This window comes from Methanobacterium spitsbergense (genome assembly GCF_019931065.1).
GTDB lineage: Archaea > Methanobacteriota > Methanobacteria > Methanobacteriales > Methanobacteriaceae > Methanobacterium_B > Methanobacterium_B spitsbergense.
On the sequence record NZ_JAIOUQ010000017.1, the window covers coordinates 1 to 13,765 of the forward strand.

Consider the following 13,765-nt stretch of genomic DNA (forward strand, 5'->3'; position numbering starts at 1 on the left):
CAGTTGGTAGCAAGTTTAACAGAGCCCGCCCCCTTATAAGAGAGATGACACAGGGGCTTGTATCGATAAATGAGTTATTGACTACGAAGATTTATCATGAATCTAGTTACAAAGAATCTTATTTTGAATTATTAAAAGGTGAGATAGGTCGACTTGCCCCCGTAATGCCTATATCTCCAAATATTATTGACAGCCTTAGTCAAGGCTTTAATTATCTGCGTAAACCAAGATTACCTTCAAATTTAAATCCTAATGTAAGGAGTACAATAAGATGAGTCCAACAAATAATGAAACTGCAAATATTCCTATAATGGGAAATGATGCTCAAGATAGGATGTTTAATGCTATTCAAAGATTTGATTCATCTTTCCGTTACCATGAATTACTCCAAGTATTAGATTTCCCATATGCAAATGAATATGAATTAGTTATGCATTATACACGTGGAAAAGCACGACCATTTGTTGATATAAAAACTCATGCTGATGTAGGGGTAGGTTTTGAATTAAACCCTGTTGGATTTAAAGATGATGCAACAGGTGACGATGCAAAGGAAAAGGCTGAAGCATTTATTAAAGAAATTGATTTAAATGGTACTTTAAAGAATTTCCTGAGATGGTACCGTATCCTTGGAAGAGGATGTATCATTGAAACACGTGATGGACTTGGTAATTATTATCAAGATCCAAATATTGGTGTTACAGGGTTTGATTCGATAAATCCTATGACATTAACATATGAAAGTATCGATAATGTAATGTCAGATCCAACAGGATTAAAACAATATCAACAGAATACAGCTTTAGGAGGCAATAAAACAGCCCCAACATTCAGTCAAGACCGTGTTATTTACCGAACTAATAGTCTTTCAAAACTATCTGTGATGGGAGATAGTAAACTTCAAAACTGTATAGTAGACCTAAGAAATGCTGGAAGATTCCCACATAATAGACGTGACCTTGCTAAAATTTACAGTCAAATATCACGTATTGTCACACTTAACATCAAACAGTTAAGAGAATTAGAGATGGGTCAAGCTGCAACTGCAACAAATGAAGCATTACAAGCCCATATGGATAATACAGCCGAGTTTTACCGTAGACAAGAAGAGAGAGGAGGAACCTTTGTTGTTCCTGATTGGGAAACTGTTATTCAATCAAGCTTTGCAGGTAAAGAAGTTAAAATGGTAGAGCTTGAGATGCAAACCTATGAAAGCATAGGACGTGAAATGGGAGTACCTTTAGCACTTGTTATGAGTGTAGCTGCAGGAGATATGAACCGTGCAACTATGGAATCTGTGACAGATCTATTTGTGAGCATGCAAGAGAAAGGTACACGTGACGAGATAGTTACCCCAATTATTGAGAGATGTGTTAATAATTATTTAAATAGTCAAGGCATAACTGAAGGAAGATTAGAAGTTGAATATAATCCATTCTTACCTGTAGATATGGAAAAAGTTGGAAGGATCATACAATACTTATGGCCTACAGGTGCAATAAGCAGACCAGATGTTAGACAGATGGCAAGACTACCAAATGCCCCATATATGGGAGGTCAAGAATGGGATGGAATGGACCCATTCCCTACACCTCAAGAAGCAGCAAGTACACCAACAGCAAGTACAGGTGAAACACTCTCAACTGTTAAAGATTTATTATTCAGGAAAGATTTACTTAAAAGATTATAAGGTCTAATTCTCATGAAAGAATGTAACGATTGTAAACACCTATCAGGGATGGTTGCAATCGATGAACTAACATTAGACGTTTTAATAACCAAAGCAGTTAACAACAATAACCAAACCAATACATCAGATAAACCTACTTTTGAACCAAATGAAAACTTTGGTGAAGGTACACCTACAAAAGATGAACTAGATTATCGTGGAGATTTAACCGGATATCTTGAAACAATCTACGATAAAACAGTTAAATTTTTATTAGACAAGGAAACATTACCTGAAGATAAAATAAAAACAATAGACATATTCATCACATCATTCATTAAAGAAGCCCAAGGAAGAGTCGAACCTTTAATCAAAGACAGATACCAAGAGGGTTATGATGGGATGAACTCTACCTTAAAGGGATATGATGTCAAACCTCCAAAACAAAAATCAAAACAACCCAGATTAGACAGTATTCTCAGACAGCAATTAATGAATATTGAAGACATTGGACTTGTCTTGAGAGGGAGGATACGACAGATATTCAACATGGATGATATCAATAGCTATTATGCATCAATAACCCAATCATCTGCAAAGACTAAAGCCGTGACCATACCTTCTACATGGACACAATGCATGAAAGATGCAAGTAAAGATCATCCCGAAATGACTGAGATAGAATTAAGAGAATATTGTGAAAATCTTGGAAGTGCAAATAGTGCATTTAATGATTCCCAAAACCGTTTAGATATATTAGGGATGTTCGGATGGGTTGAAAGTCAAAAGACAGGATGGTTAGAGGCAGGATTATTTGCAGCTGCAACTTTAACATTAGCAATAGATGTTGACTGGGTAACTGTTGGAGATGATAGTGTCTGTGAATATTGTCAAGATAATGAAGATAACAATCCATGGAGTATAACTAACATCCCTGAAGAGCACTATGGAGGACGTTGCAAATTAGTTGTTGCAGGTGTCGAATTTGATGCTTAGGATTTGAACTATTTAATTTCAAATATTATTTAATATCTTCTAAAATTGACATATAATAATCCTTAAACTCAGTTATACAATTAGAACATTCTCCTATGGGACTATTTAACCTTAAAATAATTATTCTTTCTATATTTTCTCTGGTTGTTCCTACTACTTCTGCAGTATACTTATATTCTGATAATTTTTCATTAACTTCATTTATCTTCTCTAATGGTAAATTTTCATCAAAGAAAGTTAAAATGGTTTTTTTATCCCCAATATGTCCTATATATTCTAACATTTTATCACCATTATTTAATTAAATTATACACGCTTAATAATTTGTTATTTTTTATTAAACAATTTTATAGGAGGTTAGATTAGCTTATGCAAGATTCAAAAATACTTAACAAAAGATTTAAGTTTAAAATGCCATTAATAACCAAATCGGCTGATTTTAAAAATGCTGATAGGGATGAATTTGGTTGTAAGCATATTTCGTTTGGCCTGAGTACAACAGTCGAGGATCTTCAAGGAGATACCATGACCGATAATGCCATGAATAAAATGGTCGAACTACTCAAAGAAAACCCAATAGCAATCAATGATGGACATAATCACAGCTTAAGAGATGAGATAGGCCCTACAACTGATGTATGGATTGAGGATACTGATTTAATTGTTGATCTCCGTGTCCGTAAGATGTGGGAAGATGAAATTGAGGATGTATTAAACTCAGGACTTCCCGTTGGAGGCAGTATCGAAGGTGTAACATTAGCAACTAAAACAATAACACAAAAATCCATGGATGATGGATTTATTCTTAAAAAGGAAATCATAGATGACCTTCAATTATTCGCAGGTGCATTAACTGCTATTCCTGCAGCATGGAATCTTAGAGGCACAGCAAAATCAAAAACATGTACTCATTCAATGTGTGCTCAGATTCAAAAGTCTATGGATATGAAGAATCTTGGAGTTGTCAAAATCAAGAAATCAGATTATGAATTAAATAAAGCAATGGAGGATGATACGATTTCAGTAATAAATACTGATGGCTCTTTTGAATCATTAAGAGCCGATATAGATGAAGCATTATCAGCCAAATATGCAGATAGTGAAGGGAGTGGAATGAGAGGATGTTGGATCAGATACACATTCCCTGATAAAGTTGTAGTCGAACCATGGGTTGGTGATGATGTATATGTTATACCTTATGCTCGTGATGTTAACACTGATGAAATAACACTCGGAGACCCTACAGCTGCAGAAACGCAGATAGTAACTAAAATGATTAAAGAATTTGAAGCTACAAACGATTTAGAAAAAGCAATGAAGACATTCAATGATAAAGGAGGAGATAAATTGACTAAAGAGAAAGATGAAGGATTTGTAAAAAAAATAAAAGGTTTATTTGACTCAGGACATTTAGATTTCATGAAATCAAATGAAGTTGAACCAATAGAAGAACCACCTGTAATTGATGAACCTGAAGAACAGGGAGGAGAACCTATGGAAAAAACAGCAGTACCTAGAGAAGAAATTCAGAAGATGATAGATGAAGGTGTTGATGCAAAAACTAAAGACATGAAAACTACTTTAGAATCCATCACATCAGAAAATAAATCTCTTAAACACAAAGCTTTGATTACAAAAGCTTTAGATTTACATAAAAAGATTAACCCTACAAAAGACGGAGAAACCGATATAAACGAAGAGGACTTCATGAAATCTCTTGAAGAATCCATGATAGATGAAGAGGATCCAATGTTTAATAAGGATGCATTTGAAGCAAATCCTGACTTCTTTGTTAAAACTGAAGTTAAGAGTATGGAACGTACACTTAGCAAAACTCCAGATGGAGATATTCCAAACTTTGTAGATAAAAGCCTAGAAAAACAGGCTACAGCAAATGCTGAGAAAGCTAAAAAAATTAGAAAAGATTTAAATGAACAGGGTAGGTGATTAAGATGGGTCTACAACCATTTAACGGACATGAAATAGCAATAGAAGTCACAGCAACTGAAGTTATACCTGCTTATGCTATTGTTAAATTTAATGCAAGTGATAAAACTAAAGTTGACCTTGCAACTGCAGGAGATATCCCATTAGGAGTTGCAATACCACATCCTGATGAAATGATGCCAGATGGAAACGGCGGTTTAATAAAGAGAACAGGATACCAGATAGGAGAAAGAGTTACTATCTACGATTCAGGAACTGTTTTTGTTAAATGCGGAGTTGCTAATGTAACAGCTGGAGATAAATGTGTACCAATGGCAGGAGGCCTTGGCGCTAAACTTGCAACCGACACATTCACAGATGCAGCAATAGCAACCCATGATGATGCTAAAATTAACGCTGCAATTAATGGATTAATAGATGAAGTACAGGCAGCAGCCACGGCTAAAGACACAGTATTAGGTAAATATCTAGTAACTGGTGTTATAACTGATTTAATACCTGTAAGGATTAAAATATAAAGGAGGAGATGAAGAATGGGAAATTTACCAAGGTCAATAACTGATTTTTTCGATGTAAAAGCTATACTAGCATATAAAGCACCTTTGATTGGTACTACTGTATTAGCTAGAGGTGTTGATTTACCTCTAGGAACTGGAACAGTTTCTAGGGATCAAGTCGAATATCCCGTAAGTAAAGCTAAAAGAGGGTATAGGGTAAGGGAAGTTCCAAGGGAAACTGCTGAGAGAACACCTAAAACCGTAACTGTCATAGAACATACTCATGGTTTTGATTTACATAAAAATGTATTAGCTGCATATGCTAGGATGGGTGAAGCTGCTCTTAATGGTACGGATGCCACAAACTCAGGTAGATTAGTAGCCGAATCATTTGATGATGTAGTATTCAACGGGGATTCAAATGCAGGTACAAAGGGTATTTACTCAGATGCAGGACTAACACCTTATGCGGTAGACGATGGTAAGGAATGGAATGATCCTACAGGTGCAGCCCCTGATGAGGTAATTGTGGAATGTATAGGTGAACTTGAAGCATCTCAAAAATATTTGGGACTTGATAAAAAACTCATATTATCACCATTACCATATAATGCACTTCTTAAAAGAGTTCCACAAACTTCAGCTACTTATATGGATTTTGTTGCTAAACTTTTCAAGAATGGGGTTAATGATATCTATAGAACCACTGCATTAGCTAATGGTACCGGACTTCTTGAATATTATGGTACTGAGGTTGCAGAAAGGAATGTTGAACTAGATATAGAGACATATGCTGTACAAGGAGGGGTACCTGATAAAAACAACCTGATCTATTTCAATGTTGAAACTTACCAGGCAACAGATATCCATCATTTAGATGCATTCCTTCCAATCACCAATCTCTGGGATACCGGTTAATAAAACTGATTCCATCCTAAAATTCCATATTTTTTTAATAGAAGGAGGAATTGATTATTATGCCAAAAAAGAAAGAAGAGCTAGAACAACCTGTTAAAAAACAGGAAGAAAAACCAATAGAACAACCAGTTAAAGAGGTTATAGTTGAAAAACCTATTGAAGTTAAAGATTTATCACAGACAGAACGATCTAATCTCATAGAACAGGTTAAACAACAGGATATTCAGGACCATTTAGATGCTGAAAAACAGAGGATAGAATCTACAATATGTCCTAAATGTAAAAAATCATTAAAATTAAATGCAGAAGATTATCTTAAAGAAGGGAATACACCCAAGATAGTTGAATGTCCTAATTGTGAAAGATTAATAAGGGCATATGTTAGATATCCCGGACCTATTGAAATATTTAAAGCAGAAATTACAACAAAATCTAGAGGATATGCATTTGCTACCCAAAAACCAGGGTTATGGTCTGATAAAGATACTGTTAAATGGATTGAACAGGAAGTTGAAAGATCAGACAATGGTAAATCTAGCCTATCAGCTGAAGGCCAGAAATTGTTCAGAATACAACAGTTAATCCTCAAAAAACAGAAGGTAATCAAATAAATTCTTGGAGGTCTAATTTATGACAGGAGATAAACCAATAAGTATACCTCAAGAATTAAGGAAACTGAGCAATGCAATATTAACTAAAGCATTCGCAACCGCTAACACAAATGGGACACCAACAAACGCCCAACTTATAAGTGCATTTGGAGGAGTAGCAACCGTAGGGGCAGGGTTCCAAGGAGTATTCCTTGACAGTCATGCAAGTGGTAAAACATATCGTGTCATTTGTGATGGTGTTAAATACTTTGTGAATGAAGCCACAGCAGCTGCATAATTCTATTTCTTTTTTTTGGAGGATAAAAATATGAGTTATGCAGATTCTAGTGTTGTGGAGACATTAACAAATCGATTAAAACCCGACAAGAATACTGATAAATATGAGGCATTACTTAGTGTTGCAATTGATGATGCTGAAGATATAATTAATGGAGAATTGATTAAAAACAATATCCCAATACCAACAATACTTGAGAGTATAGATCCTAAAGATCCATTGAATACACTTATAAAAGCGGGAAACCTTTATACTGCATCATTTATGTTCAATGCTTATTATTCAGACAATGAATCATTAAGTCCCACATCCAAAGCATATAAAGAATCTGCAGACGATAAGGTTAAAAGTTATATAGATATTATCCTTGGCGGATATGATGAGGATACAAAGGAACAGGGGAAACCAGATTTACCTCCTGTTGGATCATTAGTGAATAGATACTAATTGATTTATTTTAATTTACTACTTTTTGGAGATATCTTAAATGCCATCTGCATCTTTAACTTTTAAAATTGGTAAAGATAATGTATATAATCTCTATCAAAAGATAATTGATGGGTTACCAGATGATACAATTCTACTTTTAGATGATCTCGCAGAAATTTATAAGGATAATATGGACATTGAAGCTCCAAATTTAACAGGTTTCCTTATATCAATGCATGTCATTGAACAGTTAGGAACTTATGATCGTTATATCTACAGTGAAGCTTCTTATTTTGATGATGTAGTTAGCGGCCATGCAGTTTATGGACCTATCTTCTCAGATTTACAACGACGTTGGTGGTTCTGGTATTTACAGAATGTTCTCGGAGGAGAATATGAAAATAGAACAGATGGCCGTCAACCAGGAAACGATTACCCTACAAGAGCATATCACAATGCACAAAGCGCCATAGATTACAGACTTCATGAATATATAACCAATATAGGAAGGACTTAAATGTATGATTTAGAAACTGTTAAAGCAACATTCAAGACTAAACTCAAAGATTTAACAGATCCTTGGGATATATCTGAAGATCCAAAACCAATTATTGTAAATCTTACACGAGGAGAACCTGATCTTATCAGTTTACAAGATGGGGTTTTAGCAGGTCTGGTTTTTATGGGTGGTATGGAACAGCCTTTAGGACTGAATAAAAGAGGACCCATAAATGCCGTTATTAGTAAACCGAAAAGGCAAGTATGGCAATCAGATATAACTGGGGCAGTTGTATTATTTGTACCTGGAAACGATGACGATGCAGATACTGTTGCAACCCATTTAAGTGATGTTGTAAGTGATTTTTTTAAGGATCCTGATTGTTTAGGTTTACCTGGTGTAATTGTAACTCCTTTAATTACAGGAAATAGTATGAACTGGAGACCTTTAACAATAAGTTTAGAAAATACAAAAAAACCTATTAAATCTTTAACAGCTGCTATTAAGTTTAGTATTACAATTGATGATAACAAAAAACATTGAATTCACTTTTTATTTTAATTAAATTTTATTATACTATTTTTAATGGAGGTGTCTAATTTGGGAAAAATGGATAAAACAACTCTCAAAAAGATTGTTAAAAAATATACTGATAAAGGAGATGTTGAAACTGCAAAGGAACTCCTATTAACATGGGGCCCACGAATAGAAGATTTTAATATTAAAACTGAATTAAAGAAACTGGATAAAATTAAAAAATAATATTTAAAGGAGGAATAATATGCCACCAATAAGTCAAGAACAGGTTTTAATGCAGCAGAACTTTGATGTATATCTAGGAGACAAATATACGAGAGTCGCATTAACAGGATTAATAGATGGAACAAACACGGATTTTTATTTAACAGAAAATTATTACCCCATCTATCCTGGAGAACTAAGGATCACTCCAACAGTTGATGATATAGTAATAGAAACAGAAAAGGATGACGTATACACTACTGTCGCATTTGCATCCCTATTAACCACAAGAGACGATTATGGAAATGAAGTATTTGCAGGCGTGCGTCTTGCAGAGGCACCTGAAGCAGCAAGTGTGGATAGTGTTGTAGGAACTGGAAGAGCTCAATTTGCACCTGTTGTTTGTCAATCATTTGAAATGCCAACAAAACAAAAGATGGATGATGTTGAAGGTATAGGTACTACAGATGTTATATATGGGTTTGGTTCAATCAAACAAACCTTTAAAGCAGATTTGATAACATCTAAAAATACTATATTGATATCAAAAAGACTTTTCTATATCTCAGATACAACAGGGGATGAAGTTGAACCTGGTTTTGATGCAGGGGAAATGGTAAATGCACCTAAAATTCTATCAGGATTTATGGCAATTACAGATCCTCAAGATGAAACTATTATTCTAGGGTTCTATAAATTTGAACAAGTAATGATAAGTCCCGATACTCCTGGAATTAAACAGGGAAAAGCTGGAGATCTAAAATTAGAAGCAACTATCGGAGCAAAACCAAGACTCTTAACTCCACAAGTAGAGGGATCTACAAAGAGTAGAACAAGAATGACAATGACACCTAAATCCGCATCTGCAGGAGCTGCAATCACAAATCTAACTGCAGTTTTAGAAGATGGTGAAGGTAATTTAATCAGTGGAAAATCTATTACTTTCATTGTAGATGGAGTTAGTGCTGGAACAGCTACTACAAACAGTTCAGGCATAGCAACACTCGCAACATACACACCATCACCTGCATTAACTGCAGATAGTTATACACTTATAGCTGAATTTTTAGGAGATACTGCATATGCACCTTCTAATGATTCAAGCGTATTGGTGTTAAGTTAAAATACCTTATTTTTTTTAAATAAATTATTTCTTTTTTCGGACTGTACTCAGTAAAAGCCTATTTGGATGTTCAAATCATCCCAGTCCGTATCTAAAATATTTTTGGAGGCTTTAAAATTATGTTACCAAATTATTATCCAACATCAACAATCAAAGTAAATGGTAAAGAAATTGAAATTGAACCATATCGTGTAATTGAAATAAGAGATTATATCACACCTTTAGATAAAATTACAGCTAAATTATCCGGAATAATATCTAAATTAGAATATTATACTGGGGCCACTATTGACGATCCATCACTTCCTATTGTACCTACGAAAGATTTATCATTAGAAGACATTGATAAAATGGCTGAATTAGGAGAGGAAGCTGTTGATCTAAAGTTACAGGCAATGGAATTAAGTTATAAAGTAGCACAATTAGGACTTAAACGTGCATTATACAAAGAAGCTTATACTAAAGTTGGTAAGGAATTGGATGAATTTAAGGATATTGGGGTCACAGAATCCCAAACCCAAATTGTTACAAGACTTATGATGAAACTTGCAAATCAGGACATGCCCATGGTCGCTGATACAAAAAATCGGTTGAAGGACAAAAGGGAAAAAAAGAGATCTGGGAAATAATTGAAGGATGGGCATTAATTATAAGTCGAGAATTTAACAAGTTTGATTTTGAAGATATTTTAAGATGGAACATGTCTAAATTTTGGAAACATGTTGATTTTCTCATCCCTGAAGATAAAAAAGTTCAAATCACAGAGGAAGAAGCAAATATTAGATCAACCAATTCAATGAACGCTTTAAGCAAAATACAAATGAAACAGGTAAACAAAGACAAATAAACTACTTTTTTTTATTAAAGAATAACCACCAAATAATAAATCCCAGACCTAAAAGACCTATTGGGAAAAAAGCAATAGCAGTAAGTAAACCAACAAATATTAAAAAAATTTTTCCTACAAGTTTAATACTAAAAAAAGTAGCACCCTTTACATCAATATGCGTTTCCATTTTACGCCCTACATCACTTTCTTTAAGGAATTTATCTTCTTCATTTTGATCCAAACTACCTTTAAATTTTAGAGTACTTCCACATTCACAATTATTATCAAAATCTGCAGGTAATTCTCCTTCTTGGAGTTCATAATATTTGTTACATTTTTCACAAACCAAATAACTCATTATATCAATTTCCATTTTTACTTTGGAATTATTCTTATTTAAATTATCATATTATTTTTTTACATATTAATTTGCTATTTTAATTTTATTTGGAGGAATCTTTATCTCAGATACACAACAACTAGGAATCGAAGTTTTAGCAGAGGTTCAATCTGCTATCGAAGATTTAACTAACTTATTAAACACTATTAATGAATTTCCTAGTGATAAAGTTACATCTATTGATATTCAAACAGAAAATGTTGAAGCGATAACTACTGTTAAAGAAGATTTAGCAGGTATTGTAGATAAGACCGTTGATGTAACAACTGATGTTGATGAAACAGAACTTAAGAGTTTAGAATCTGAACTAACAAGTATTCCTGATAAAACAGTGGATGTGGATACATCTGTTGATGAAACAGAACTTAAGAGTTTAGAATCTGAACTAACAAGTATTCCAGATAAAACGGTAGATGTAGCTACTTCTATTGATGATTTAAATTTACAAAATCTTCAGAGTGAATTGAATAGTATTCCAGATAAAAATATTAATGTTGATATTACTGATTCGGGAATGAATGAAGTATCAACGGATGTAAATAATTTATCAACAGATTTAGAGGATGCAGGAACAAGTGCTGAAAAGTTAGGTACTGATATTGATAATATAGATCCAACTTCCATTAAACAGACAGATGAAGCAGTAACAGAATTAGATGCAGATTTGGGAGGAGTTAGTGGGGGAATGAATGATACCACGGCCTCAACTGATAATGCTAAAGGTTCAATGAGTAGTTTTACAGGAGTACTGGCAGGACTTGGTATTGGTGCATTTATTTCTCAGGCAGTATCTGGTGCAGGTAGATTTGAAGATAGTTGGACTCGGATGGGTACAGCGTTAGGAGATTTTGGATTATCAGGAGATGGTGTTAAAGAGAAATGGGGCAGTACTATAAGTAGTATTACCAGTTCTACTGGACGTGGAGCAGGGGATGTGAGAGAATTTTTTACCCAGATGGGAATTGCAGGAATCACTAATGCAGATATATTAACTGCAGGATTTGGAACCATATCTGGAGCAGCATTTATTACAGGTAAAGATATTGGTGCTATTGAGAATACTTATCAGCGTGTTGTTGCTGCAGGAACATTTAATTCACGTACTATTAAACAATTAGGATTAAATGATCAGGATGTTTATAAGGCAACTGGTAAAAGTGTTGCCCAAGTTGCTGAAGAAATGAAGACTATGGATTCTAATCAGAGAGCAGCATATCTTAATGGTATTATGTTTTCTAAATATGGATCTGATGCTAATGAGGCATATAAAAATTCATGGCAACATGTAAATGATCAACTAACTCGTTCAGGAGAATTCTTATTAAGGGTAATTGGAGGGCTAATATTACCCCTTGTTGTACCTGCCTTAAATGTCGTAAGTGGAGTTCTAGGAACTATTGCAGGTACTATTGATAAAATGAATGGTCCTTTGGGTAATGCTGCCAAACTTGTTTTAGGCGGGGTTGTAGCATTTGGGGCGTTAGTTGCTATTATCGTTGGTTTGTCCTCCGTTTATAGAGTTTTACAAATTGAACAAGCATTGATGATGACCCGTCAATTATTATCTACTGCTTATACTTATGCACAAACTGCAGCCCAGGCCGCATATGCTCTTGCTACTGAAGGAGTAAGTGGAGCATTAGCTGTTTTACGTGGCGTAACAACATTAGAAATAGGAACTGCTGCAGCACATGCAACAGCAATTAATGGAACAACTATTGCACAGAATGAAGGAAGACTTGCAACAATAGGTGCAAGTTTAGCTAGAGCTGAGAACACAGTTCAAACCGGATTATCAACAGCCGCCACAACACTTTTAACAGCTGCTACATCTGCTTATAATTTTGCTACAGGTGGAAGTGTACTCTCAACAGTAGGAGCTGGAGCGTCTAGACTTGCTTTGGCCGTTGCAAGTGGTGCTGCAACTATAGCAACCGGTGCTTTATCAATTGCTACTGGTATTTTGAACGTAATAATGGATGCAAACCCGATTATGTTAATTGTTTTGGCTTTAGCTGCTTTAGTTGCTGGTTTAATTTGGGCTTATAACAATGTTAAACCTGTTCATGATGCTGTTAATTGGCTTTGGGGATTACTTACTAGCTTTTGGTCTTGGATGACTGGTAGTGCTGGGTCGGGGGATATTTGGAATTGGTTATGGAAGGGTGTTAAATTTGCTTGGGATATGGTAACTCTTCCATTGACAATAGGGAGAATATTAATTGAAACTTTTATTAACTGGCTTACAGGTGGAGCGGGAGCATCTGGTATTTGGGATTGGATCTGGAAAGGATTGCAAGGTGCATGGGATAACATATATAATTTCTTCCAAGAACTTGCAAATTTCTTAATTGGTCTTCCTGCTAACATGAACAAGTGGGGTCATGACATAATTCTTGGATTAATTAACGGTATTATAAATGCCATACCGGGATTAAGACAAGCATTATCTGCTATTGGTTTAAATTTCCCACAATCCCCACCAAAAGAAGGACCATTAGCAGCCGTTACAGAGGATGGTGCGGAAAGTTGGACTTCTGGTATTGCGGGTGCAATGAGTAAAGGGTTATCTAAATTTAGTTTAAGTAATATTTCAAAACTTCCTTCATTATCTAATATTCCCTCTACATCTGCAGCTGTAAATAATGCAAATTCACCACAGATGACATTACATGTTGATGAAGGAGCGGTTGTAATTAAAGGAAATGCAGATAAAGATGTTATAAAGAATGCTGGAACAATCCTAGGAGAAAGCATATCCGATTCAATTTTAGAAGGATATGTTTCCAAAGGTGGTAAACCGATGGTAATGATGAGGAAGTGAATATC

18 protein-coding genes are annotated in these 13,765 nt (G+C 34.7%); 16 read left to right on the plus strand and 2 right to left on the minus strand.

Translation table 11 applies throughout. The features are described 5' to 3' along the window. The 3 genes from K8N75_RS13290 to K8N75_RS13300 all read left to right on the plus strand — a co-directional run. Positions 1-275, plus strand: a 275-nt coding sequence (locus K8N75_RS13290) for a hypothetical protein (protein ID WP_223792537.1), incomplete at its 5' end; no start/stop codon positions are given. Beyond that, entirely contained in the window at positions 272-1,690 is a 1,419-nt protein-coding gene (locus K8N75_RS13295; protein WP_223792538.1) for a hypothetical protein, read from the plus strand. The genes K8N75_RS13290 and K8N75_RS13295, both read left to right, overlap by 4 nt. 12 nt (positions 1,691-1,702) lie before the next feature. Further along, on the plus strand, positions 1,703-2,665 hold the full coding sequence (locus K8N75_RS13300; protein WP_223792539.1) for a hypothetical protein: 963 nt from the start codon (positions 1,703-1,705) through the stop codon (positions 2,663-2,665). A gap of 25 nt (positions 2,666-2,690) precedes the next feature. Here K8N75_RS13300 and K8N75_RS13305 read toward each other — a convergent pair whose 3' ends face one another. After that, positions 2,691-2,948 carry a hypothetical protein gene (locus K8N75_RS13305; protein WP_223792540.1) on the minus strand — a complete coding sequence of 86 codons (258 nt, stop codon included), beginning with the start codon at positions 2,946-2,948 and terminating at the stop codon, positions 2,691-2,693. Positions 2,949-3,034: 86 nt separating this feature from the next. Between K8N75_RS13305 and K8N75_RS13310 the strand changes: the two genes are divergently transcribed. The 12 genes from K8N75_RS13310 to K8N75_RS13365 all read left to right on the plus strand — a co-directional run bounded on the left by K8N75_RS13310 (position 3,035) and on the right by K8N75_RS13365 (position 10,554). Continuing rightward, on the plus strand, positions 3,035-4,612 hold the full coding sequence (locus K8N75_RS13310; RefSeq protein WP_223792541.1) for a hypothetical protein: 1,578 nt from the start codon (positions 3,035-3,037) through the stop codon (positions 4,610-4,612). 5 nt (positions 4,613-4,617) lie between these two features. Further along, positions 4,618-5,130, plus strand: coding sequence for a hypothetical protein (locus K8N75_RS13315; RefSeq protein ID WP_223792542.1), 513 nt, complete (start codon positions 4,618-4,620; stop codon positions 5,128-5,130). 15 nt (positions 5,131-5,145) lie between these two features. Further along, positions 5,146-6,027 (plus strand): encapsulin, encoded by an 882-nt coding sequence (locus K8N75_RS13320; protein ID WP_223792543.1) that lies wholly within the window; start codon positions 5,146-5,148, stop codon positions 6,025-6,027. 59 nt (positions 6,028-6,086) lie between these two features. Beyond that, a complete protein-coding gene (locus tag K8N75_RS13325) occupies positions 6,087-6,638 on the plus strand; it encodes a hypothetical protein (RefSeq protein ID WP_223792544.1) in 552 nt (183 codons plus the stop codon). 19 nt (positions 6,639-6,657) lie between these two features. Further along, on the plus strand, positions 6,658-6,915 hold the full coding sequence (locus tag K8N75_RS13330) for a hypothetical protein (protein ID WP_223792545.1): 258 nt from the start codon (positions 6,658-6,660) through the stop codon (positions 6,913-6,915). Positions 6,916-6,945: 30 nt separating this feature from the next. Next, on the plus strand, positions 6,946-7,362 hold the full coding sequence (locus K8N75_RS13335; protein ID WP_223792546.1) for a hypothetical protein: 417 nt from the start codon (positions 6,946-6,948) through the stop codon (positions 7,360-7,362). A 40-nt stretch (positions 7,363-7,402) separates the two neighbouring features. Further along, positions 7,403-7,861, plus strand: coding sequence for a hypothetical protein (locus K8N75_RS13340; protein WP_223792547.1), 459 nt, complete (start codon positions 7,403-7,405; stop codon positions 7,859-7,861). After that, on the plus strand, positions 7,862-8,386 hold the full coding sequence (locus tag K8N75_RS13345) for a hypothetical protein (protein ID WP_223792548.1): 525 nt from the start codon (positions 7,862-7,864) through the stop codon (positions 8,384-8,386). A 57-nt stretch (positions 8,387-8,443) separates the two neighbouring features. Next, on the plus strand, positions 8,444-8,605 hold the full coding sequence (locus tag K8N75_RS13350) for a hypothetical protein (RefSeq protein ID WP_223792549.1): 162 nt from the start codon (positions 8,444-8,446) through the stop codon (positions 8,603-8,605). Positions 8,606-8,624: 19 nt separating this feature from the next. After that, positions 8,625-9,707: an Ig-like domain-containing protein gene (locus K8N75_RS13355; protein ID WP_223792550.1), complete on the plus strand. Its 1,083-nt coding sequence runs from the start codon at positions 8,625-8,627 to the stop codon at positions 9,705-9,707. Positions 9,708-9,826: 119 nt separating this feature from the next. Further along, positions 9,827-10,336: a hypothetical protein gene (locus K8N75_RS13360; RefSeq protein ID WP_223792551.1), complete on the plus strand. Its 510-nt coding sequence runs from the start codon at positions 9,827-9,829 to the stop codon at positions 10,334-10,336. 71 nt (positions 10,337-10,407) lie between these two features. Further along, positions 10,408-10,554, plus strand: a complete 147-nt coding sequence (locus K8N75_RS13365; protein ID WP_223792552.1) for a hypothetical protein — start codon at positions 10,408-10,410, stop codon at positions 10,552-10,554. Position 10,555: 1 nt separating this feature from the next. Here K8N75_RS13365 and K8N75_RS13370 read toward each other — a convergent pair whose 3' ends face one another. After that, complete coding sequence (locus K8N75_RS13370) at positions 10,556-10,894, minus strand: hypothetical protein (RefSeq protein ID WP_223792553.1); 339 nt, start codon at positions 10,892-10,894, stop codon at positions 10,556-10,558. A 373-nt stretch (positions 10,895-11,267) separates the two neighbouring features. Between K8N75_RS13370 and K8N75_RS13375 the strand changes: the two genes are divergently transcribed. Further along, positions 11,268-13,760 carry a hypothetical protein gene (locus K8N75_RS13375; RefSeq protein WP_223792554.1) on the plus strand — a complete coding sequence of 831 codons (2,493 nt, stop codon included), beginning with the start codon at positions 11,268-11,270 and terminating at the stop codon, positions 13,758-13,760. Positions 13,761-13,765 lie beyond the last annotated feature (5 nt).

What these genes read in the sequence shown, in the direction of transcription:
- K8N75_RS13300 (WP_223792539.1), top strand. Translation starts at nt 1,703, where the DNA reads ATGAAAGAATGTAACGATTGTAAACACCTATCAGGGATGGTTGCAATC.
- K8N75_RS13365 (WP_223792552.1), top strand. Translation starts at nt 10,408, where the DNA reads ATGTCTAAATTTTGGAAACATGTTGATTTTCTCATCCCTGAAGATAAA.
- K8N75_RS13330 (WP_223792545.1), top strand. Translation starts at nt 6,658, where the DNA reads ATGACAGGAGATAAACCAATAAGTATACCTCAAGAATTAAGGAAACTG.
- K8N75_RS13340 (WP_223792547.1), top strand. Translation starts at nt 7,403, where the DNA reads ATGCCATCTGCATCTTTAACTTTTAAAATTGGTAAAGATAATGTATAT.
- K8N75_RS13295 (WP_223792538.1), top strand. Translation starts at nt 272, where the DNA reads ATGAGTCCAACAAATAATGAAACTGCAAATATTCCTATAATGGGAAAT.
- K8N75_RS13370 (WP_223792553.1), bottom strand. Translation starts at nt 10,894, where the DNA reads ATGAGTTATTTGGTTTGTGAAAAATGTAACAAATATTATGAACTCCAA.
- K8N75_RS13325 (WP_223792544.1), top strand. Translation starts at nt 6,087, where the DNA reads ATGCCAAAAAAGAAAGAAGAGCTAGAACAACCTGTTAAAAAACAGGAA.
- K8N75_RS13345 (WP_223792548.1), top strand. Translation starts at nt 7,862, where the DNA reads ATGTATGATTTAGAAACTGTTAAAGCAACATTCAAGACTAAACTCAAA.
- K8N75_RS13315 (WP_223792542.1), top strand. Translation starts at nt 4,618, where the DNA reads ATGGGTCTACAACCATTTAACGGACATGAAATAGCAATAGAAGTCACA.
- K8N75_RS13310 (WP_223792541.1), top strand. Translation starts at nt 3,035, where the DNA reads ATGCAAGATTCAAAAATACTTAACAAAAGATTTAAGTTTAAAATGCCA.
- K8N75_RS13335 (WP_223792546.1), top strand. Translation starts at nt 6,946, where the DNA reads ATGAGTTATGCAGATTCTAGTGTTGTGGAGACATTAACAAATCGATTA.
- K8N75_RS13355 (WP_223792550.1), top strand. Translation starts at nt 8,625, where the DNA reads ATGCCACCAATAAGTCAAGAACAGGTTTTAATGCAGCAGAACTTTGAT.
- K8N75_RS13320 (WP_223792543.1), top strand. Translation starts at nt 5,146, where the DNA reads ATGGGAAATTTACCAAGGTCAATAACTGATTTTTTCGATGTAAAAGCT.
- K8N75_RS13360 (WP_223792551.1), top strand. Translation starts at nt 9,827, where the DNA reads ATGTTACCAAATTATTATCCAACATCAACAATCAAAGTAAATGGTAAA.
- K8N75_RS13305 (WP_223792540.1), bottom strand. Translation starts at nt 2,948, where the DNA reads ATGTTAGAATATATAGGACATATTGGGGATAAAAAAACCATTTTAACT.